8 protein-coding genes are annotated in these 22,843 nt (G+C 64.9%); 2 read left to right on the forward strand and 6 right to left on the reverse strand.

Annotated features, from left to right (window positions below; all coding sequences use genetic code 11):
• Window positions 1–123: 123 nt before the first annotated feature.
• The 6 genes from FJ980_RS21270 to FJ980_RS21295 form a co-directional block, all read right to left on the reverse strand.
• The gene (locus FJ980_RS21270) at window positions 124–2,454 is read right to left on the reverse strand and encodes an ABC transporter ATP-binding protein (protein ID WP_140545746.1); all 2,331 of its coding nucleotides are present in this window, start codon (window positions 2,452–2,454) and stop codon (window positions 124–126) included.
• A 50-nt stretch (window positions 2,455–2,504) separates the two neighbouring features.
• Entirely contained in the window at window positions 2,505–3,662 is a 1,158-nt protein-coding gene (locus FJ980_RS21275) for an ABC transporter permease (RefSeq protein ID WP_140545747.1), read from the reverse strand.
• Window positions 3,663–3,674: 12 nt separating this feature from the next.
• Complete coding sequence (locus FJ980_RS21280) at window positions 3,675–4,709, reverse strand: ABC transporter permease (RefSeq protein ID WP_140545748.1); 1,035 nt, start codon at window positions 4,707–4,709, stop codon at window positions 3,675–3,677.
• A 149-nt stretch (window positions 4,710–4,858) separates the two neighbouring features.
• On the reverse strand, window positions 4,859–6,517 hold the full coding sequence (locus tag FJ980_RS21285; protein ID WP_140545749.1) for an ABC transporter substrate-binding protein: 1,659 nt from the start codon (window positions 6,515–6,517) through the stop codon (window positions 4,859–4,861).
• A 276-nt stretch (window positions 6,518–6,793) separates the two neighbouring features.
• Window positions 6,794–12,847: a translocation/assembly module TamB domain-containing protein gene (locus FJ980_RS21290; RefSeq protein ID WP_140545750.1), complete on the reverse strand. Its 6,054-nt coding sequence runs from the start codon at window positions 12,845–12,847 to the stop codon at window positions 6,794–6,796.
• A 2-nt stretch (window positions 12,848–12,849) separates the two neighbouring features.
• Window positions 12,850–14,778 carry an autotransporter assembly complex family protein gene (locus FJ980_RS21295; protein WP_140545751.1) on the reverse strand — a complete coding sequence of 643 codons (1,929 nt, stop codon included), beginning with the start codon at window positions 14,776–14,778 and terminating at the stop codon, window positions 12,850–12,852.
• 277 nt (window positions 14,779–15,055) lie between these two features.
• Here FJ980_RS21295 and FJ980_RS21300 point away from each other — a divergent pair, with 277 nt between their 5' ends.
• Window positions 15,056–20,536 carry an alpha-2-macroglobulin family protein gene (locus FJ980_RS21300; RefSeq protein ID WP_140545752.1) on the forward strand — a complete coding sequence of 1,827 codons (5,481 nt, stop codon included), beginning with the start codon at window positions 15,056–15,058 and terminating at the stop codon, window positions 20,534–20,536.
• A 110-nt stretch (window positions 20,537–20,646) separates the two neighbouring features.
• Window positions 20,647–22,752, forward strand: a complete 2,106-nt coding sequence (pbpC, locus tag FJ980_RS21305; RefSeq protein ID WP_246676492.1) for a penicillin-binding protein 1C — start codon at window positions 20,647–20,649, stop codon at window positions 22,750–22,752.
• Window positions 22,753–22,843 lie beyond the last annotated feature (91 nt).

The following is a 22,843-nucleotide window of genomic DNA, read 5'->3' on the forward strand; positions in this document are numbered from 1 at the left end:
GAATGACGATCGCGATGGGCGTTTCGGCCAATCTCCAAGGCATGCCACCTGCCAACGCAAACAGAGCCGACCGAAGCCGACCGGTCAAAATCCCCTGTGCGATGCCATTAGCACCCTTCTGGTCTAGTGCCGCCTTGTCGTGTCCTTCGGCCTTGAAACACCGGTTTCCGAATCCTCGTCGCGCACTTCGTGGCGACGGGCTTTGAGCACCTCGTCGTTTTCGACGCCCTCTCCGGTCGCATCGGCCTCCGCGCTGGCGTTCTTGCCGTCGGGGCGCTGCGGCGGCGAACCGGCAAAGCCTGGCCCCTCGCCGTGCGGCGCATCATCCGGCACGCCCTCATGCGCGGCATGTTCCTTGTCGAACTTGATGACCGGCTCCATCTTCGCCAGCACGTCGTCCGAAAGCCAGCACAGGCTCATATGGCCGTCGCCGAGGTTCTTCACCGGCGGCACCTTGGTCTCGCACAGATTGTCGGGCACCAGCTTCTTATAGCCGCAGCGCGTCTGGAACGGGCAGCCGGTCGGCGGGTTCATCGCCGACGGGATGTCGCCTTCCAGCACGATATGCTTCTTGACCACGCTGGTGTCGGCGATCGGGATCGCCGACAGCAATGCCTCGGTATAGGGATGGTAAGGCGGCGAGAAGATCTGGTCGGTCGTCCCCTGCTCGACGATGTAGCCGAGATACATGACGACGACGCGGTCGGCGATATAGCGCACCACCGACAGATCGTGGCTGATGAACAGCATCGTCGTCTTGTTCTTGCGCTGGATGTCCATCAACAACTCGGTCACCGCCGCCTGCACCGAGACGTCGAGCGCCGAGACCGGCTCGTCGGCCACCACCACCTTGGCGTCACCGGCAAAGGCGCGCGCAACGCCGATACGCTGCTTCTGCCCGCCCGACAGCTGGCGCGGCTTGCGGGTTTCGAAGGCGCGCGGCAGCTTCACCAGGTCGAGCAGTTCCAGCATCCGCTGGCGCCGCTCGGCGACTGTCCTGCCGACTTTGAACTTCTCCAGCGTGCGGATGATCTGCGAGCCGACCGTGTGGCTGGGGTTCAGCGTGTCGAACGGATTCTGGAACACCATCTGGATCGAAGACACCGTCTCGACATTGCGACGCTCGATGCCGGTCGACTGGATCTCCTTGTTGCCCAGCGTCACGGTGCCGGAGCTTGCGGTCTCGAGGCCCAACAACACCTTGGCGAGCGTCGATTTTCCGCAGCCGGATTCACCGACGATTGCGACCGTCTCGGATTCGCGCGCGGTGAACGAGATCGTTTCGTTGGCCTTGACGACGCGGCCTTCGCTGGAGCCGAACACCTCGCTGCCGCCGACCTTGTAGTATTTCTTGAGGTCGTCGATCTTGAGCACCGGCGCGCCGGGCTCGACCTTTTCGTTGACCTTCTTGGCACCGGGGGGCAGCGCCTCCCAGTCGATCTCGTTGAACCGCACGCAGCGCGAGAAATGGCCCTCATGGCCCTCGACCGGGATCATCGGGATTTCCGCGGCGTTGCAGACGCCCTCGACGAAATGGTGGCAGCGCGGCCCGAAATTGCAGCCCTTCGGCCGCTCATGCGGCAGCGGCAACTGTCCAGGAATGGAGATCAGCGGCCGCGAGTTCTTGTCCGCGCCAGGCAGCGGGATCGAACGGAACAGCCCCTGCGTGTAGGGGTGGCGCATCCGGTCGAACACGTCCTCGATCTTGCCGGTCTCGACCGCCTCGCCCGAATACATCACCGTGATTTTGTCGCAGGTCTCGAGGATAAGGCCGAGATTGTGCGACACGAAGATCATCGAGGTGCCGAACTTCTCGCCCAGACCCTTGACCAGCTCGACGATGCCGGCCTCGACGGTGACGTCGAGCGCCGTCGTCGGCTCGTCGAGCAACAAGAGCGCCGGCTTGGAAAGCAGCGCCATGGCAATGACGATGCGCTGCTGCTGGCCGCCGGACAGCTGGTGCGGATAGGAGCGCATCATGCGCTCCGGATCGGGCAGCCTCACCGCCCGCACCATCTCCAGCGCGCGATTATGCGCCTCTTCCTTCGACACCTTGTCATGGATCAGCGGCACTTCCATCAGCTGCTGGCCGATCTTCATCGCCGGATTGAGGCTCGCCATCGGCTCCTGGTAGATCATGGCGATCTTGTTGCCGCGGATGGAGCGAAGCTCCTCCTCGGAGAGCTCGCCCATGTCCTTGCCCTGGAACTTGATCCTTCCGCCGACGATCTTCCCGATATTGGAGAGGTCGCGCATGATGCCGAGCGACACGGTCGACTTGCCGCAGCCGGACTCGCCGACGATGCCCATCGCCTCGCCCGGCATGACCGTGCAGGAAAAATCCATCACGGCCGGGATCTCGCCCTTGCGGGTGAAGAAGGAGATCGAAAGGTTCTCGATCTCGATGATCGGCTGACTGGTCGCCTTGGCTGGATCTCGAACTGCCTCGTTCATGGGTCGCTCCAATCCTTGGTCCTTGGAAGATGGGGCCGAAAACCCCGCCATCAATCTTTCATCGACTGTTCACGCAGCGAATCCGCCAACAGGTTCAGCCCCAGCACGAACGACATCAGCGCGATCGTCGGCGGCAGCGCCGGGTGGATGAAGGACCGCAAGAGGCGGCTGGCGTCCTTGATCGCTGTGCCCCAGTCGGGGCTTTCCGGCGCCAGGCCCAGGCCGAAATAGCCGAGCGTCCCGAGCAGGATCGTCGTGTAGCCGATGCGCAGGCAGGCATCGACGATCAGCGGACCGCGCGCATTGGGCAGGATCTCCCACAGCATGATGTACCAGGGCGATTCACCGCGCGTCTGCGCCGCCGCCACATAGTCGCGCGTCTTGATGTCCATGGTCAGCCCGCGCACGATGCGGAACACGCCCGGGCTGGAGGCGAACACCACCGCCACGAAGATGTTGAGCTGGTTGGGATCGATGTGGACGATGTGCAACGGATCCTTGTCGAAGACGAGGCCCGTATAGATCCAGCCTCCCAGGACCAACGTGATGCCGAGCAGGATATAGAGCCGGTCCGGCCGGTTCTTGTAGCGGGTCCAGAACAGCACGCAGAAGAAGATGATCGGGAACAGGAAGAACAGTCCCGCCATCCCATAGGGGATCGGCGTATCCATGATGCCCGGCGTCACCAGCAGGTAGAACAAAAGGATGACCGGGAAGGCCAGCACCAGATTGGCAAGGAACGACAAGAGCGTGTCGATCTTGCCGCCATAATAACCGGCCGGCAGGCCGAGCGTGATGCCGACCATCAGCGCGAAGCCGGTGGCGGCCGGCGCGATGATCAGCACGATCTGGCTGCCATAGACCATGCGCGAGAACACGTCGCGGGCAAGCTTGTCGCCGCCGAAATAATAGACGAGCTTCGACGCCGGCTCGATCGCCCCGGGCAGCGTGTCCTTCATCACCGAGACCTGCGCCAGCGGATCGAAGGGCGAGATGGTGGAGGCGAAGATCGCCGTGAACAGCCAGAACAGGCAGATGAAGACCCCGGCGATGCCGACGCCGCTGTCGAAGAGCTGGCCGTAGAGCCCGAGCCGCTTCTTGTAGGTAAAGCTGGCGCCCATCACCAGGATGAGCCCGACCCACACCGGCCAGAACCGCCAGAGCACGCCGATAACCACGTCGAAGGCGCTGATATATTCGGTTTGCATCGGCCCCTGCCCCTACTGAACCCTGATACGCGGATTGAGAAACGCGTAGCCGACGTCGGAAATCAGCTGCGTGATCAGCACGATGAACACCGAGACCAGCGAGCAGCCGAGCAGCAGGTCGATGTCGTTGTTGCCGGCGGCCTCGACCAGCGTGTAGCCGAAACCCTGGTAGCGGAACATCACCTCGACGATGACGACGCCGGTGAGCAGCCATGGGAACTGCAGCATGATGACCGTGAAGGGCGCGATCAGCGCGTTGCGCAATGCATGCTTGATGACAACGCTGCTGAAGGACAGGCCCTTCAGCCGGGCGGTGCGGATATATTGCTGCGTCATCACCTCGACCATCGAGGCGCGTGTCATGCGCGCGATATAGCCGATGCCGTAGATCGCCAGCGTGATCACCGGCAGCGTGAAATTGTAGAAGGTGATGCCCTGGCTGGCGGACGCCGCCGAGCCGTTCAGCCAGCCGAGCCAGGATGCGAAGATGACGGTGAAGATGACGCCCGACACATATTCGGGCGTCGCCGTCGAGGCGATCGAGGCCACCGACAGCACGCGGTCGGTGCGCGAGCCCTCGCGCATGCCGGCGAGAATGCCGATCAGCAGCGAGATCGGCACCATCACCGCCAGCACCCAGAACATCAGCAATCCGGTGGCGCCGAGGGCCGGGAACAGCTTGGCCGCGACCGTCGTCTTGAACTTGGTCGAGCAGCCGAAATCGCCCTGCAGGACACCCGAGAATGTCGGCTCGACCGGGTCGTTGCAGAAGGAGAAGCGCTGCGTCGTCTTTCCGGTCGCCGGATCGGTGATCGGATGCTTCGGCAGGACGCCCAGCCACTGGCCGTAGCGCACGAAGAAGTTCTGCCGGTAGCCATGATTGACCAGCCAGCTTTCGAGCTGGTCGGCGGGCGTATGCATCTCGGTCTGGCTAATCGCCAGTTTCTTCAGATTGGGCTCGAGATTGACGAGGAAGAAGACGACCAGCGTCAGGCACAGCATCGTGAGCAGTATCGTGCCGATGCGTCTGGCGATGAATGAGAACATGTGCCCCCCTGCCGGCCGGGTTGGGGTCAGATAGGTTCAACCCTGTTTCGAAAAGCGGATGAACGCCCCGCCACCGCTGCAGGATATGCAACGGCGACGAAGCTGCAAATACGAGGGGCCGCAGCCCCTCGTATCCATCGCGCTATGGATCATGCCTGGTCGAGCCAAACCTTGCCGAAGTCGTGCTCGTAGGTGGGGTGCATCGAGTGGTTCTTCACCTCGGGCTTGATATTGATGTAGAGCTTGCGCCAGTAGGGCTGGATGATGATGCCGGACTCTTGCAGGGTCTGCTCGATATCCTTCATCACAACCTTGCGCTTCTCCGCATCGGCAATGCCGAGCGCCTCGTTCACCTTCTTGTCGAAGTCCGGATTGGCGTAGGCCGTCTCGTTCCACGCTTCACCGGAGCGGTAAGCGATGGCGATCACCTGGATGCCCAGCGGGCGCATGTTCCAGTTGGTTTCCGAGAACGGATACTTCGTCCAGTCGTTCCAGAAGGTCGAGCTCGGCAGCACGGTGCGCTTCACCTTGATGCCGGCTTCGCGCAGCTGGGCGGCGATCGCGTCCGTGGTGTTCTTGTGGTAGTCCTCGTCGTTGCTGATCAGCTCGTGCTCGAAATCGATCGCGCCCGCTTCCGTCAGCATCTGCTTGGCCTTGGCGATATCGCGCTTGACCTCCGGCAGCTTGACATATTCCGGATGGATCGGCGCGACGTGGTGGTTTTCCGCCGGCGTGCCGGCATTGCCGTAGCCGAGCTGCAGCACGGTGGCATTGTCGACGGCAAGCAACATCGCCTGGCGAACCTTCTGGTCGTCATAAGGCTTGTGGGTGACGTTGAAGCGCGACACCACGGTGGCAGCCGTCACGACTTCCGAGACCGGAGCGCCGACGTCGGCGATGATCTTGATGTAGTCGGCGGTCGTTTCGTGGTTGGTCTGGACTTCGCCCGATTCGAAAGCCGAGACGGTCGCGGCCGGATCGGTGCCGTAATCGATGAACTCGACGCCGTCGAGGAAGGCCTCGCCCTGCCACCACTTGCCGGTCGTGCGGCGCTTGTAGACCACCTTCTGGCCGACGTCATAGGAGACGAGCTCGAACGGACCGGTGCCGATCGGGCAGTTCTTGAAGTTGGCGCCCTTCTCGTCGAAGGTCTTGTGCACGACCAGCGCCGGATAGTCGCAAAGGTTCGGGATGATGGCGATGTCGGGCTTGGTCAGCTTGAGCTTGACGGTCATGTCGTCGACCTTGACGACGGAGCCTTCGCGCAGCTTCTTGGTCGTGTCGTCGACAAGGCTGCCGAGGCGGCCAGGCATGGAGTTGCCTTCCGCGCCCTTATCCGCCCAGCGCGTGAAGTTGTAGATCACGTCGTCGGCCGTGAACTTGTCGCCGTTGTTCCATTCGACGCCCGGCCGCACATGCAGCGTGTATTCGGTGGCATCGTCGTTGATGTCCCAGCTCGCCAGCAGATACGGCGCGAAGGTATATTCCTTCGTGTATTTCACCAGCGGCTCGAGCGCCTGGCGCTCGGCATTGGAGATTTCGGACCAGTCGGCGGTGCGCGGATCCTTCGGATCCTTGACCGACATCGCGACCTTGAGCACGCCGCCCTTCTTGCCCTGCACGTCCTCGGCCCGGGCCGGGTTCGGCGCGGCGATGCCCAGCATCCCATAGGCCATTGCCGTCGATGCGCCGAAGACGCTGGCCATAGCCAGGAATTCGCGGCGGTCCACGCCGCCCGATTTGGCCTCTTCAGCCATTTTCAGGATGTGATCGGGAACACGATCACCATTGCTCTTATAGATTGCCATGACTTACTCCCATTGTTGGCTTTCCGCCTTTTAACATTCCGCATCCAGACCGTGATGTCAAAACATGGTGTGGAGTAGGAACATGTCAGGGAATGTGCATCTTTGGCTACAACCCGGTTCGCGCGTTAGCGACAGTCTTGACGCAAATTTGTTATCGCGAGGCGGATTTCCCAAAAAATCGTTGCGGGCGATTAAATCAATACATTTTATACGGATAACGGCCCCGCCCGCGCGGCGGACAGCCTGCTGGGCAGACACAGAAGCGCCGGCGCGGCCTCAATATTCGCGTTCGTAGAAGACGCCGCCCTTGGCTTCGCCGGCATCATTGGCCTCGCCGCGCAGCTTCACGCCACGACCGACATTAAGGTCGATCGTGGCCTTGCCGGAGCCTGGCTTGTCGCCCTTCTGTATGGTCACATAGGTGCGGTCGTTAAGGTATTTTCCGGCCGAGACCGCGGTGCCGCCCTTCTCGTCCGTCGTCACGTCGAGGTCGTCGACGCCGATTGCGTTGCGCAGGTTGTCGAGCAGCGAGGTTGTGCCGCCGGCGCCTGCCAATTGCGCGGCTGCGTCGGCGAGCTGAGCGATCTGCAGCGGTGACAGTCTGGACATGGATTGACCGAAGATGAGCTGCGCCAGGACCTCGTCCTGGGGCAGCGCCGGCACCGAGGAGAAGTTGAATTTCGGATCGGTCGCCTCGCCGGAAACCACGATTGTCACGGTGGCACTGCTTGTCGTCGTGGTCGCGGTGAGATTGAGGTAAGGCACCAGCGATCCCTGGAACCCGACCGTTCCCTCCGTGAATGTCAGCCGTTTTGCAAGGATCGTTAGCCGTCCGCGCTGCAAGGTGAAAGTGCCCACGGCCTGCGGAGACGACGCCGGCCCGGTTAGTTTGAGCGAGCCGCCGAGCTCGGCGTCGACGCCCCTGCCCTGGATGAATATCTGGTTCGGCGCGTTGACCGTCACGTCAAGCGTCAGGCCGCTGCCGCCCTTGCTGCTGCCGCTGGACGTCGGCGGGCGCAGGGCCTTGTCCTGCGCCCGCACGGCGCGAGGCGCGTTCTTGTGTTTGACGTTGAGTTCCGAAAGCGATCCCGGCAGCTTGTCCGGGACGGTGATGACCGTCCTCGCCAGGTTGACGGTGCCGGCGATCACCGGCGCCGAGACCAGCGGCCCCTTGACAGTCAGGTCGCCGCCGAGATTGGCGGTCACCACCCGGCCGTCGGTGTAGCGGCCATCGCTGAGCTTGATCGACAGGTCGGCCGGGAAGCCTTGCGCCGGCGTGATGCCCACCGTGCCGCTGGCCGACAGGCTGCCGCGCGTCGACAGCTTTCCGGTCAAACGATTGATCCTGGCGACGCCGCCGCCAATCGAGACGTCGGCGGCGATATCGTTGACCGCCAGGCCGGAACGCGCATCGATGAGGCGCGCGCCGGATGTCGTGACTTTGCCGCTGATCACCGGCGCGGATGCGGGACCGCGCACCTGCACATCGACATTGGCAGTGCCGTTGAGCGCCAGACCTTGCGCGGCGAGCTTGGCGGCAAGGAAGGAAAACGGCACCTTACCGTTGAAATCGAGCGCCAAGGTGGGCGTGCCTGCCGTCGCCACCGTGCCGCCGCCCTTGAGACCGAGGCCGGCGCCGTCGCTGATGTTGGCGTCGAAGGCGAGCTTGTTGCCGGCGAAGGTTCCCGACGACGACACATTCATGCCGCCGAGGCCGGCGCCGCGCGTCTGCGAGGTCTGCACGCCGGAAGCATCGATGTTGAAGGCGGCCGAGGGGGTCGCCGACGCGCCGGTGACCTTGACCGTGCCCGAGACCGTGCCGGCTGCATCGAGGCCTGGCGAGAAACTGTTGGCAAGCGAGATCGGCACCCTGGCCAGATTGGCGTTGATGTCGAGCGCCTGCCCGACCTTGCCTGTCACCGTCGCCGTGCCGCCGCCAAGGTTGAGCACCAGCCGGTCGAGCGTCGTCACCCCGTTGGCGATGGTCACGGTCGAGGGCTGTGCGATCGCGGCCTTGATGCCCTGCATCGTCGCCTGGCCCGACGCGAGCTCGACGGTCGTCGTGCCATTGGCGATCCTCACCCGGCCGGCTGCCTTCGCCGGGATGTTCTTGACGGTGGCGCCGCCGGAGAAGCCGGTCCAGTCGCCGTCACGCTTGAGATCGACATCGATGCCGGTGACGGCCGTGCCGCCGGAAGTCACGCTCTCGGCGCGCACCGTACCGGCAATGACGGGCGCTGCCATGTAATTCGCGATCTGCGCGTCGATGGCGACATTCCTGGCGGAGAGATCGCCGCGCTTGATCTCGGAGGTGTTCGCCTTGACGACGACATTGGGCCCGTTAGCTGCCTTGGTAAAAGCGATCGTGCCGCGCACATTGCCCTCGGCTTTTTCCAGCGCCAGCGCGGCCAGCGGCCCGATATCGGGCAAGTCGAGCGAAACGGTGCCGACCGGCACGAAGGCATCGTCGAGAGTGAGATCGCCGGAAATCTTGTTCGGACCGAGCGACAGCAAAAGCCCGTTGATCGCGCGGCTGCCATTGGTCGTGGCGAGCACCGCGCTGCCTTGCAGGTTCTGCCCGGCGACGTTGCCGGTGAGCTCAACATTGGCCGCCGGATTGGCGGCATCGGCCTTGCCGCTGGCCGTCAGCTTCAGCCCGGTGATCTCGCGCGCCGCCACCGAAAGCCGGTCGCTGCTCACCGTCATCGACAAGTCCGGCGTGGTGACCGGGCCTTGCGCGTTCAAGGCAAAGGCGATGGCGCCCTTGGCGTCTTTCGACAGCCCCGAAACATCGCTCAATGCGCCTCTGATCCCGGCGGCCAACCTGCCGTCGGCAAGGCTCGCCTGCCCATCGGCGCTGAGCGCGCCGGAATTCAGCTTCAGTCCGTCGACATTGACATTGCCATTGGCATCGCGTTTCAGCACGGCGCTCAACGCAGCGCTCTCGCCAAGCATGCCGCGCACCGCCGCCGGCAAGGCTGACGAGGCGACATTGGCGTTCATATTGAGGTTGACCGAACCGTCGCCCAGCGATATCCGACCGGCGACCTGGCTGTTGAGCGCATCGCTTCTCAAGGAGCCGCTGTCGACGGCGACGGCATCGGTCGTCAGGCGGCCATTGACCTTCGCCGTGACCTTGCCGGCGATCAGCGGCGCGATCATCGGATTGTCGAGGCCGATCCTGTCCACCGACACCGTGCCGGAAACCTGACCTGCCCGCCCCTTGAGGTCGAAGGCATCCGAATGCAGCGCCAGGGTGAGGCCGTCGACCGTCGCCTGGCTGGCGGCAATGGAAGGCAGGATTGCGGACACATCGAGCCGCGCCTGCGTGCTTTCGCCCGCCATCCTTGCCGACAAGGACTGGACCGCGATCTTGACCGGGCTTTGGGCGCTGCCGACCGTCAACGGCAGGCTGGCTCCGGACGAGGTAAGGTCGAGGGAGAAATCGCTGGCGCCGTTCGGGTTGAGGGTGCCGGCGGCCTTGCCTGAAATCCCTTCGCCCGAAAGCGTGGCGTGGTCCAGGGCGATGCCGCCCGCCAGCGTGTAGGTGCCGGCGGCGTCCAGATCCAGCGGCCCGAGTCCGGCCTGGCGGGTCTGGCGGGTCTCGGCGCCCGCCACCTTCGCGTCGAACTGAATGTCGGGGTTGGACGATGGACCCGTGACGTGTGCCGTGCCCTCCAGCGTTCCGGCCCCGTCGAGGCCGGGCACGAAATCATTGGCGAGCGCCAACGGGAGGTTGGCGAGATTGGCCGTCAGGTCCAGGGCCTGACCGGCGCTGCCGGAAACCGTCGCCGAGCCGCCGCCGAGATTGAGCGCGAGCTTCTCGATGGCGGTCACGCCATTGGCGATGGAGAGGCTGGAAGGCTCGGCGATGGCCGCCTTGATGCCGCGCACCGTCGCCTCGCCGGAAGCGATTTCCACGCTGGTCGTGCCGTTGGCGATCTTCACCCGGCCGGTGGCGGTGGCCGGAATGCCGGACGCCGTGGCGCCGCCGGTAAAGTTCGTCCAATCGCCATCGCGCTTCAAATCGATGCCGATGCCGCTGATGACCGTGCCGCCGGAGGTCACGCTGTCGGCCTTGATCGTGCCAGAGATCGCCGGTCCTTTCAGGTAGTTGGCGATCAGCGCGTTGACAGTGATGGCTTTCGCCGCCAGATCGCCGCGCGCGATCGACGTGCTGGCCGCTTTGATGGTGACGGTCGGCGCCTCGCCGTCCTTGGCGAAGGCGATCGTGCCGTTGATATCGCCGGCCGCGCTCTGATTTGCGAGCGCCGCGAGCGGTCCGATGTCGGGCACGGCAAGCTTCAGCGTGCCGAGCGGCAGGAACCTGTCGTCGAGCGCGAGATCGCCCGAGACCTTGTTGTCGCCAAGCGCCAGGCTGAGACCCCTGATCGAGCGCTTGCCGTCGGCCGTCACCAGCGAGGCTGCGATGTCTAGCGCCTGCCCCTCGGCGCTGCCGGTCAGCGCGGTTTCGGCGGACGGGTTGGCGATGTCGGCCTTGCCCTTGGCCGAGAGCTTGATGTCCTTCACCGTGCGGCCGGCGGCCGTCAGGCTGGCGCTGTCTGCTGAAACGGAGAAATCCGGCGCCCAGCGCGGGCCGCTCGTGGTCAGCGCGAAATTGACTCCGCCGGCAAGCGGCGTGCCGGCGAGCGACGACAGTGGCGAGACATCGCCCAACGTGCCTCTGACGCTGGCCTGGATATCCGATCCTTGCATGCTGCCGGTGCCGCTGGCGCTGAGCGAGCCGGAGCTGATCTCCAGCGAATTGGCGGCGAACGCGCCTTGCGGATCGCGCGTGGCGGTGGCCGAGAATTTCACCCGCTCGCCAAGCAGCGAGCTGATCTGCGGCGGCAAGGCCTTGGAGACGGCGTCGGCATTCATCTTCAGCGTCATCGACAAATCGGCCAGCGCCACATTTGCCGTCAGCCCGGCATTGAGCGCATCGCTGCGCAAGGTGCCTTTGTCGATGGTCACGGTCTCGCGGCTGATCGTGCCGGAAAGATCCGCGGCGAGCTTGCCGGTCACCAGCGGCGCCAGCGTCGCCACATCGGTCTTCAGGCCGGCGGCCGCGAGCTTGATGGCGACCGGGCCGCTAACGGTCTCGATGTCGAAGCCGTCGGAATGGATCTCGCCCGTGATATTGTTGAGCTGCGTGCCGCCGACGGCGACCGAAGTAAGCGACGTGTCGATATCGACCATCGGCGCCTTGCCGTCGCCGAAGGCGCGCACCGTGGCCTTTTCGACCGCGACCAGGATGGGAACCGCGCTGTTGCCGACATCGATAGTGACCGGCTTGTCCTTGGCGGAGAGCTCGACCGCCAGGTCGCTGGCGCCCTTCGGATCGACATTGCCGGTTGCAGTGCCGTGCACCGCATCGCTCTCTATGATGGCCTGCTCGATATCGATCCCACCCGACGCGGTCGCCGTTCCGGCGAGGTCGAAGCTCGTCTTGCCGGCAAACAAAGCCTTTATCTTCTCCGGCAGGAACTCTTCGAACTGGCCGTCGCCCTTGGCCTCGATGCGGTGGCCCTTGTCGGTGAGTTGGTGCCGACCGGTCAACTGGCTGACGATCCGACCGTCGACCATGAAGGTGCCGACGCCGCTCCAGTTGGCCAAAGGCCCGCCGCCGGAAACGACGATATTGACGGGCGGCGCATCCGGCAGCTTGAGCAAATTGGCGATGATGCCGCCAGCCGGCTCCGACGCCTTGAGGTCGAGGTCGAGCTTGTTGTCGGCCGGCGCAAAATGGATCTTGGCGTCGACATTGCCTTGCTTGCCGTCATGACGGTTGACGTTGAGCACGCTTTCGATCGCCAGCGGCGAAGGATCGGCCTTGAGCGAACCCTTGGCGGCCAGTTCGGCGATGCCGCTGCCGGCAAGCTCCTGTCCGAGCGCGATCTCCGGCAGGTCGATCTGCTTCACATCGATCGACACCGGCAGGCTGGACGAGCCACCTTGCGACGGCTGCTGGCCTGGCTGCGGCAGCCGCGCCAGCTCGATGCGTTCGGCGGCAAAGCGGTCGGCATTGAAATTCCAGGAGAACAGCGCCGTCGGCGACCAGTCGAGCGCCACCTTGCGGGCCACCATCCAGGGGCCGGCGCGATCTTCCAGCACGACGTGGTCCACCCTGAGCGCGCCCGACCAGATCCCTTCGATGCCGCTGACCGTCACCTTGCGGTCCTCGTTCGAAGCCATCTTCGAAATCAGGCCGGCGAGATTCTGCCGGCCGCCTTCGGTGCCGGTCAAAACCACAAGCGCGCCGATCGCCACCACGAGCAGCACAAGCAGCGCGTAGAGGCAGATACGGAGAATGCGCCAGACCATCTTCATCGTCAGAACGCCTGGCCGATGCCGGCATAAATGCCGAAATGCGGATCGCCCGGATCGCGGTTGAGCGGCACGGCAGCGTCGATGCGCAACGGCCCGAAGGGAGTGATATAGCGCAGGCCGACGCCGGCGCCGACCTTCACATTCGAGAAATCGGGAAAGGATTTGGTCGAGACCGTGCCGGCATCGACGAAGGGCACGATGCCGATCGTGTCGGTGACGCCGATGCGCATCTCGACCGAGGTCTCGAAGAAGGAGAGACCGCCGATCGGCTGGCCGTCAATGTCTTTCGGGCCGATGCCCTGGTAGGCATAGCCGCGCACCGAGCCGCCGCCGCCTGAATAGAAGCGCCGGTCGGCCGGCACGTTCTGCAGCCCGGTGCCGACGATCGAGCCCAGCGTCGCGCGCTCGGCGAGCACGAACCTGCTTGCCGTGTCGATCGACTGGTAGGCATAGCCTTCGCCCTTCAGCTTCAGGAAGGCCGCGCCGTTCATTATGTCGTAGCTCGGCTCGGCATAGGCGAGGAAGCGGAAGCCTCTAGTCGGGTTCAGCTTGTTGTCGCGGCTGTCATAGACATATTGCAGCGGCACGCTGGCGATCAGATAGGTATGCTTGCCGAAGGCGTCGGTGATCTTCGAATAATCGAGGTCGAACTCGGCCGAGACCCGCTGCTTCTTGTCGAGGTCGTAGGAAACGCCGACGTCGCCCTTGACCGAGAAATGGTCATAGGCATCGGGGTGTTCGAACACCGTCTTGATGCCGGTGAAGAATTTCGACGTCGGCCCGAGCACGCCCGGCTTCTCGAACATCACGCCGGCATTGTAGTTGAGCGCGGAAAGGCTGTTGCTGCCGATGCCGCTGATGGAGCCGTCGATGCGCAGCTTCTCCGCCTGGCCGAACAGGTTGCGGTGGCCCCAATAGCCTTCGAGCCCCAGGCCTTCGGTATTCGAGAAGCTGCCGCCGACGCCGAAATAGCGCGGCTTGCGCTCGCTGACCTGGACGCCGATCGGAATGTTGCCGTTGGCGTCGAGCCTGTCGCCTTCCTTGATGGTCACGCTGTTGAAGACTTCGAGCCCGAGCAGCCGGTCGCGCGCGTCATCGATCTCCTGCGGCGAATATTGCTGGCCCCGCTTCAGCCCGGTCATGTATTCGGTGAAGTCGCGATCGACCTTTTCCGTGCCCTCGACCGTGGTGTCGCCATAGCCCGCGACCGGGCCAGCGGCCACCGTCAGCGTCACGTCCAGTGTCGAGCTGGCATGCTCGGCGACGATCTCGCGGTCCGTCACCTTGGCAAGCGGCCTGCCCTCTTCCTTCAGCGCCCGCACGATCAGCACTTCGGCCTTGAGCACCGCGCCGGAACCGGCATCGCCGCCGGCGATCAGGCCGAAATCGGCTGCCGCCAACCCCGCCGCATCGCCCTTCAGCCGGATGTTGCCAAGCGTGAATTTCGCCCCGGGGGAAACCGTAATGACCACCGGAACGGGCTGCGGTCCCTTGAATTCGGCATCCGGCGGCAATTCGTCGATCGACTTGCCCTCGATCGTGATGGTGACAACGCCTTCGTAGCGGGCATCGGCGTAGAGGGCGGCGACGAGTTGTTCGCGGTCGCCGCGCGCCTTGGCCATCAGGCCGAGCGACCCCGACACCGGATGGTCCTCGTCATTTTTCAGCGCCGAGGCGTTTTCGAGCCTCTTGATCAGATCCTTGTCGGCATCAGGCGCATTGATCGTCACCGAGTAGCGCAGCGGATCGACGATGTCGGCATCCTCATCCTTGGACGAACCCCAAAGCTTGATGCCGAAAATCTCGAAAGCCGCCGCCTGCCGCACCTCTGCGGCCAGCACGGTCGAGCAGACGAGCGCGAAAAGCAGGGCGCGCGGAAGCCCGCGCCCTGGCGCGAACCCCTTTGACATCTGCGTTTCATGCGCCGGCATTAAGACAACCTAGTCGACAAAACTAAAATTGGAATGAAGTTCCGAAACGTTCGTAAAGGGGCCACAATCCAATTGTCTGAAATAGACCGGGCTTGGAATTCACACCTTTTGCATTTTCGCAAGAATGTGTGATCCGTCTCACAGAGGTTCTGTCGAAATACCGGCCTTTGGCCGGCATGGAAACCGTTCGCGGGTGATAAACCTGCGGCGATCCGGCGTTGACAAGCCTGCACGAGGCTTGATCATGCCCGGACGCTGGCGATGTCTGGAGGGTGGTATGGCAATGCGCGCGGCTCGTGGTCTCTCTTTGCTTCTTCTCATCTTTTTCGCCCTGGGCGGAGCGGCCTTTGCGGCCGAGGCCCGGCGAATCGTGACGACCGACAATTCCGACTATTTCGGTTTCGACCTCAGATCGGAGCAGAATGTCAGCCTTGACCAGTGCAAGACCGCATGTCTCGGCGATCCCGCCTGCCGCGCCTTCACCTACAACACCAAGGCCAAATGGTGTTTTCTCAAATCCGACTATAACCAGTTGAAATCCTTCAGTGGCGCCGTCGCCGGCAAGGTCGCGAATGTCGACGGCGAACCCGATATCGGCGCTCCGCCGGCACTAGCCTTTTTCCCCAACTGGATGGCCGACCAGGCCCAGCAGTTCCGCAACAAGCTGACCGATCCGGCCTATGACAAGCCGACCGAAGGGCTTACCGCCCTGCAGGCCGCCGCCGAGCAGGCATCGCTTACCGGCGATCATCGCCTTGCCATGCAGAAATACCAGGCCGCGGTCTCGGTCCTGCCCGATGACGGCGCGCTGTGGCTGGCGCTGGCGCGCGAGACGCTTGCCGTGCAGCCGGCGTCGAACACCACCGAACCTTCGACTTTGCCGATGAACGTCACCTCGGCGGCCTTCAACGCCTACAAGCTGATGCGCACGGCAAAGACCCGCGCAGAGGCGCTGGCGCTGCTTGGCGCCGGCCTCGACAAGCGCGACCTCTACAGGCCCTCGCTGCAGGCCTATGAGGCGAGCCTTGCGCTGGTGAGCTCGCCGGCCGTCCAGGCCGACTATGCCGACCTCAAGGCGCGCAAGGGTTTTCGCGTCGTCGAGCACACCGTCGACGCCGATTCCTCCTCGCCGCGCATCTGCGCCCAGTTTTCCGAGGAACTGGTCAAGACCGGGGTCGATTATTCGCAATTCGTGACGGTCGACAACGCCGCGCCCAAGGCCGTCGAGGCCAAGGACAAGCAGGTCTGCGTCGAGGGCCTGGAACACGGCCAGCATTATGACGTGACCTTCCGCGCCGGCCTGCCGTCGGCGATCGGCGAAACGATCGCCGCGCCAGTCGTGCTGTCGATCTACGTCCAGGACCGCGCTCCCTCCGCCCGCTTCACCGGCGACAGCTTCGTGCTGCCGGCCGGCGCGCGCCGCGGCATCCCGGTCGTCACCGTCAACATGAACGCCGCCAAGATGACGCTCTATCGCATCGGCGATCGTTCGCTGGCGCAGCTTCTGTCCGGCTATCAGTTCCTGCATCAGCTCGACGGCTATGACATCTCCACCATTTCGGACCAGATGGGCGCCCCCGTCTGGTCCGGCGCGCTCGAAATCGCCAATGATCTCAATAAGGAGGTTACCACTTCGTTCCCGGTGGATGAGGCGATCCCGCAGCGCAAGCCCGGCGTCTATGTGCTGACCGCGCAACCGGTCGACGACAAGAGCGACGACTATGGTTCACGCGCCACGCAGTGGTTCGTTGTCTCCGATATCGGCCTTTCCACCTATACCGGCCAGGACGGCCTCAACGTCTTTGCCCGTTCGCTGGGCTCGGCCAAGCCGATCTCCGGCGCCGAACTGACGCTGCTTGCCAGGAACAACGAGATTCTCGGCACGGCGACCACCGACAACGAGGGCCACGCCGTCTTCAATCCGGGCCTCACCCGCGGTGAGAACGGCATGGTGCCGGCCGTGCTGATGGCCAAGCAGGGCGACAACGACTTCGTCTTTCTCGACATGGGCAAGGCCGGCTTCGACCTGTCGGATCGCGGCGTCGAGGGGCGCGCCTCGCCGGGCGCCCTCGATGTCTATGCCTGGACGGAGCGCGGCATCTACCGCGCCGGCGAGGACGTGCATGTCGCGGCCCTTGCCCGCGACGGCGCGGCAAAAGCGGTTGAGAACCTGCCGCTGACCTTCATCTTCACACGTCCAGACGGCGTCGAGAACCGCCGCATAATCAGCAATGGCGAGTCCGCCGGCGGCCACGCCGTCGACCTGCCGCTCGAGGCCAACGCCATGCGCGGCACCTGGACGGTGTCGATCTACACCGATCCCAAGCAGTCGCCGGTCGCCAGCCAGATGTTCCTGGTCGAGGATTTCGTGCCGGATCGCATCGAATTCGACCTGACCGCCGACAAGAAGGAGATCGCCCAGGGCGAGACCGCCAACGCTACCGTCGACGGCCGCTTTCTCTATGGCGCGCCGGCCGCGGGCCTTGCGCTTGAAGGCGAGCTGACGCTGTCGACCACTAGCACCTGGGACAGCTTCAAGGATTTCACCTTCGGCCTGGCCGACGAGCAGTCGGGCGAGCCGACTGTGACGCCTCTCGCCAACCTTCCCGTGGTCGGCGACGACGGCAAGGCGACTTTCCCGGTCACGATCGACCAGTTGCCGTCGACCACCAAGCTGGTCAACGCCAAGGTCACCGTGCGCATGCGCGAGGCCGGCGGCCGCGCCGTCGAGCGCTCGCTCGACATCGGCGTTCGCCCGCAACGCGACGTCATCGGCATTCGCCCGGATTTCGAGGGCGATGAGGTGCCGCAGGGCGGCACCGCCAAGTTCAGCATCATCGCCGTCGACCCGAACGGCAAGCGCGAGGACCTGAAGGGCGCGCAGTGGTCGCTGGTCAAGGTCGAGCGCAACTATCAATGGTATCGTTCCAACAATTCCTGGAACTACGAGGCGGTCAGCCTCACCAAGGCCGTCGCTAACGGCGCGGTGGACCTGAAGGCCGATGGCGAGGCGACGGTGTCGCTGCCCGTCGACTGGGGTCGCTACCGGCTTGAGCTCGAGACGGCCGATCCCGACGGTCCGGCCACCAGCTATGAGTTCGACGCCGGCTGGTACGTCGCCTCGACCACCACCGAGACGCCGGACGGCCTGGAGATCGCGCTGGACAAGGATGCTTACGCCGCCGGCGAAGTCGCCAAGCTGAAGGTCTCGCCGCATTTTGCCGGCGAGCTTCTGGTCACCATCGGTGCCGAAAAGCTGCTGAAGACCGTCACCGCATCGGTGCCGGCCGGCGGCAGCACGGTCGACATCCCCGTCGGCGACGACTGGGGCGCCGGCGCCTATATCACGGCGACCTTGTTCCGGCCCGGCGACGCGCAGGAATCGCGCATGCCGGCCCGCGCCATCGGCATCCAATGGCTGTCGGTCGATCCGGGCTCGAAGAAGCTGGCGGTCAGCCTGACGCCGCCGGAAAAAACCGTGCCGCGCCAGCAGCTGTCGATCCCGGTCGCCGTCGGCGGCGCTCAGGCCGGCAGCAATGCCTATGTGATGGTGGCTGCCGTCGATGTCGGCATCCTCAACCTCACCAACTACAAGGCGCCCGATCCCGAGGACTGGTTCTTCGGCCAGCGCATGCTGGGGCTGGAGATCCGCGACCTCTACGGACGCCTGATCGACGGCTCGCTCGGTACCATGGGTAAGATACGCACCGGCGGCGACGGGGCGAACATGCAGGCGCAGGGCAGCCCGCCGACGGAAAAGTTGGTCGCCTTCTTCTCCGGCCCGGTCGAGCTCGATGCCAATGGCAAGGCACGGATCGATTTCGATATCCCGCAGTTCAACGGCACCGTGCGCGTCATGGCCGTCGCCTGGACCAAGGATGCGGTCGGCCATGCCCAGAGCGACGTCATCGTGCGCGATCCGGTGGTGATCACCGCCGGCCTGCCCCGCTTCCTGGCGCCGGGCGATGCGGCGACCATGCGCCTCGACATTGCCGACACCGACGGCCCGGCCGGCGACTATGCGCTCTCGGTCACCACGACCGGGGACCTCACGACCGGCGACAAGCCATTGCCCGAGAAGCTGACGCTCGCCCAGGGCAAGCGACAGTCGCTCACCTTCCCGCTAGTCGCCAAGACCGCGGGCGACGCCTCGGTCACGGTCAAGCTCGCGCATGCCGATGGCACGGAAGTCGAGCAGACGCTCTACCTGCCGGTGCGCCCGGCGCAGCTTCCGGTCACCAACCGCATGGTTGTCGACCTCAAGCCCAATGGCGGCTCGTTGCGCGTCGACAAGGAACTGCTTGCCGCAAGCGTGCTCGGCGGCGCTTCGGTCAGCGTCGGCGTCTCGCAGTCGTCAGCGCTCGACGTGCCGTCGCTTCTGATGTCGCTCGACCGCTACCCCTATGGCTGCGCCGAGCAGACCACCAGCCGCGCGATGCCGCTGCTCTATGTCAACGACATGGCCAAGAGCATCGGCATGGAGAGCGATCCGGACCTCCACGGCCGCATTCAGGATGCCATCTACAAGGTGCTGTCCTACCAGGCGGCAAGCGGCAGCTTCGGCCTCTGGGGCCCCGGCTCCGGCGATCTGTGGCTCGACGCTTATGTCACGGAGTTCCTGACCCGGGCGCGCGAGCAGAAGTACGACGTGCCGGCGCTGGCCATGAACCAGGCGCTCAACAACCTGCAGAACTCGCTCGGCTACGACCAGGACGTCCAGGACAAGGGCAGCGAGATCGCCTATGCGCTCTACGTGCTTGCCCGCAACAAGAAGGCCTCGGTCGGCGACCTGCGCTATTATGCCGACACGCAGCTCGAAGCCTTCTCCAGCCCGATGGCCGTCGCCCAGTTGGCGGCAAGCCTGGCGCTCTACGGCGACGCGCAGCGTTCGGAAGCCACCTTCCAGACTGCGCTCAGGCTGGCGCGGTCGGAAACCGACTACGACTACTACCGCTCGGACTACGGCTCGCGGCTGCGTGACGGCGCGGCGATGCTGGCGTTGGCGGCGGAATCGAAGCCGGTGCCGAGCATCATGCCGCAGCTGATTAAGCTGGTGGGAGTGGCGCGCGCCGGCGCCCGCTGGACGAGCACGCAGGACGAATCCTGGATGCTGCTGGCCGCGCGGGCGCTGAAGGAAGGCAATGATTCCATCACGCTTTCCGTCAACGGCGCGCCGCATTCGGGCGGCTATTCCGACCAGGTCGCCGGCAGCGAACTTGTCGACAGCCCCCTCACCATCGCCAACACCGGCGCGACGCCGCTGCAGGCGGTGGTGACCGCGGTCGCGGCGCCGGTCGAGCCGCTGCCGGCCGGCGGCGACGGCTTCACCATCGCGCGCACCTACTACAAGCTCGACGGCACCGAGGCCAACGTCACCGAGGCCAAGCAGAACGAGCGCTATGTGGTCGTGCTCAAGGTCTATGAGCAGAACAAATGGCCGTCGCGGCTCCTGATCACCGACCTGTTGCCGGCCGGCTTCGAGATCGACAATCCGAGCCTGGTTTCCAGCGCGCAATTGTCGAACTTCTCCTGGCTGGCGCAAACCGACGCCGCGCATCTGGAGTTCCGCAACGACCGCTTCGTCGCCGCTTTCAACCCCGATGAAGGCGACCACGGCCGCAACATCGCGCTGGCCTATGTCGTGCGCGCCGTGACGCCGGGCACCTACGCCCATCCGGCGGCGACGGTGGAGGACATGTACCGGCCGCAATACTCGGCCCGCACCGCCACCGGCGTGATGGAGGTGAAGGCCGAGTAGCGATGACAAGGTCGCCGATATCTCCCTTCTCCCCGTCTCCATACCGGGAGAAGGGGCCGGTTCACCCTCCGAAGCTGCAGTGTAGCAGCTGCGAAGGAGGGGGCAGGCGGATGAAGGTCAGCGCCATGCTCTCCAGAAAATTTCTCAGACGCACCGCCATCGCAGGCCTTTGCCTCGCCGGCTTCGCGGCGCTTTCGGTCGCCGCGCTCTGGGAGCTCGACCGCGCTTTCCCGCCGCCGCTGCCGGCAAAGCTGACGGTCTCGACGGAGGTGCAGGACCGCGACGGTCAGCTGCTGCGCGCCTTCGCCACGCCCGACGGCTACTGGCGGCTCGAAACCCGCCTCGACCAGGTCGACAGGCAATTCGTCGACATGCTGGTCACCTATGAAGACAAGCGCTTCTGGGATCACCGCGGCGTCGATCTCCTGGCGCTTTGCCGCGCTGCCGGCCAGCTCGTCACCAGCGGCCATATCGTGTCCGGCGGCTCGACCTTGTCGATGCAGCTCGCCCGGCTGATCGAGCCGCGCGACAGCCGCAGCCTTGCCTCCAAGCTCAGGCAGATGCTGCGCGCCATCCAGATCGAACGGCGGCTCACCAAGCAGGAAATCCTTGAACGCTACCTGACGCTGGCGCCCTATGGCGGCAATCTCGAAGGCGTCCGCGCCGCATCGCTCGCTTATTTCGGCAAGGAGCCGAAGCGGCTCACGGTCTCGGAAGCCGCCCTGCTCGTCGCGCTGCCGCAATTGCCGGAGAAGCGCCGTCCCGACCGCAACCTCGACATCGCCCACGCCGCACGCGACCGCGTGCTCACCCGCATGGTCTCGGCCGGCCTGCTCGGCGAACGCGAAGCCGCGCGCGCCGCGCTGGACGACGTCTCCGGCCTGCGTAGAAAACTGCCGGCGCTGGCCGCGCATGCTTCCTACGCCATGCTGCCGAGGGCCGTGCCAGGCAAGCCGCTCCAGCTCACCATCCGCAAAAGCGTGCAGCAGGGGCTGGAACAGGTGGCAAGGGATGCCGCCAGGAAGCTCGGCCCGAAACTTTCCGTCGCCATGGTCATGGCCGATGCGCGCACCGGCGACATTCTGGGCGAGGTCGGCTCGGCCGATTTCTTCGATGCCAGCCGCTCCGGCTGGATCGACATGACCAAGGTGGTGCGCTCACCCGGCTCGACGCTGAAGCCGTTCATCTACGGGCTGGCCTTCGAGCAGGGGCTGGTGGCGCAGGAGATGATCATCGAGGACAGTCCGGCGGATTTCGGCGGCTACCGTCCGAAGAATTTCGACATGGGTTATCAGGGCGACGTCTCGATTCGCCAGGCGCTGCAATTGTCGCTTAACGTGCCGGCGATCCGCGTGCTCGACGCCGTCGGTCCGGCGCGGCTGACGGCGCGCTTCCGCCAGGCGGGCGTTAACCCGATCCTGCCGGTCAACGAAGCGCCGGGCTTGGCGATCGGACTTGGCGGCGTCGGCGTGACCTTGCGCGACCTGGTGCAGCTCTATACGGGGCTCGCCAATGGCGGCAAGATGCATACGCTGCATGACGGCACCGAGCCGGCCGCCGCCGAGCGCGCCACCGCCACCATTCTCGACGACCAGGCGGCCTGGCAGATCAACGACATCCTGTCTGGCGTGAAGCCACCGGAAGGCGCCATGCAGCGCGGCATCGCCTATAAGACCGGCACCTCTTACGGCTATCGCGATGCCTGGTCCGTCGGCTTCGACGGCCGCTACGTGCTGGGTGTGTGGGTCGGCCGCGCCGATGCAAGCCCTGTCCCCGGCCTGTCGGGCTATGTCTCGGCAGCACCCATCCTGTTCGAAGGCTTCGTCCGTTCCGGCCTTGCCGGCGTGCCGTTGCCCAGCCGGCCGCCGGGCGTCTTCAATCCCAAACGCGAGGAATTGCCGGTGACGCTCGCCCGCTTCGGCGCCGGCGCCGACGGGCTGGTGCAGGCCACCGCCACCGAGCCGGCGCCGACCATCATCTTCCCGCCCAACGGCGCCCGCGTCGACCTCGGCACCAATTCGGCCGATGCCACGCCGCTGGTGCTGAAGCTGCAGGGCGGCCGGGCGCCGTTCCGCTGGCTCGCCAACGGCAAGCCGCTCGCCGGCATCGACCGCCGCCGCACCGCAACCTGGCAACCCGACGGCACCGGCTATTCGACGCTGACGGTGATCGACGCTGTGGGGCGAGCGGCAAGCGTGAAGGTTTTCGTTGAATAGGATGCGGCAAGCGATTCAGGGGATTGCGTTTCTTGAGACTTCGGGCCACGGAATTCCTCGCCTGAGGTCCGGCGCGAGGCCCCCCTCTCTG

Source organism: Mesorhizobium sp. B1-1-5 (assembly GCF_006443065.1).
Taxonomy (GTDB): Bacteria; Pseudomonadota; Alphaproteobacteria; order Rhizobiales; family Rhizobiaceae; genus Mesorhizobium.

Excerpts from the sequence above, each read along its gene's own strand:
- FJ980_RS21295 (WP_140545751.1), bottom strand. The coding sequence starts at position 14,778 with ATGCCGGCGCATGAAACGCAGATGTCAAAGGGGTTCGCGCCAGGGCGC.
- FJ980_RS21270 (WP_140545746.1), bottom strand. The coding sequence starts at position 2,454 with ATGAACGAGGCAGTTCGAGATCCAGCCAAGGCGACCAGTCAGCCGATC.
- FJ980_RS21275 (WP_140545747.1), bottom strand. The coding sequence starts at position 3,662 with ATGCAAACCGAATATATCAGCGCCTTCGACGTGGTTATCGGCGTGCTC.
- FJ980_RS21300 (WP_140545752.1), top strand. The coding sequence starts at position 15,056 with ATGGCAATGCGCGCGGCTCGTGGTCTCTCTTTGCTTCTTCTCATCTTT.
- FJ980_RS21290 (WP_140545750.1), bottom strand. The coding sequence starts at position 12,847 with ATGAAGATGGTCTGGCGCATTCTCCGTATCTGCCTCTACGCGCTGCTT.
- FJ980_RS21285 (WP_140545749.1), bottom strand. The coding sequence starts at position 6,517 with ATGGCAATCTATAAGAGCAATGGTGATCGTGTTCCCGATCACATCCTG.
- pbpC (WP_246676492.1), top strand. The coding sequence starts at position 20,647 with ATGAAGGTCAGCGCCATGCTCTCCAGAAAATTTCTCAGACGCACCGCC.
- FJ980_RS21280 (WP_140545748.1), bottom strand. The coding sequence starts at position 4,709 with ATGTTCTCATTCATCGCCAGACGCATCGGCACGATACTGCTCACGATG.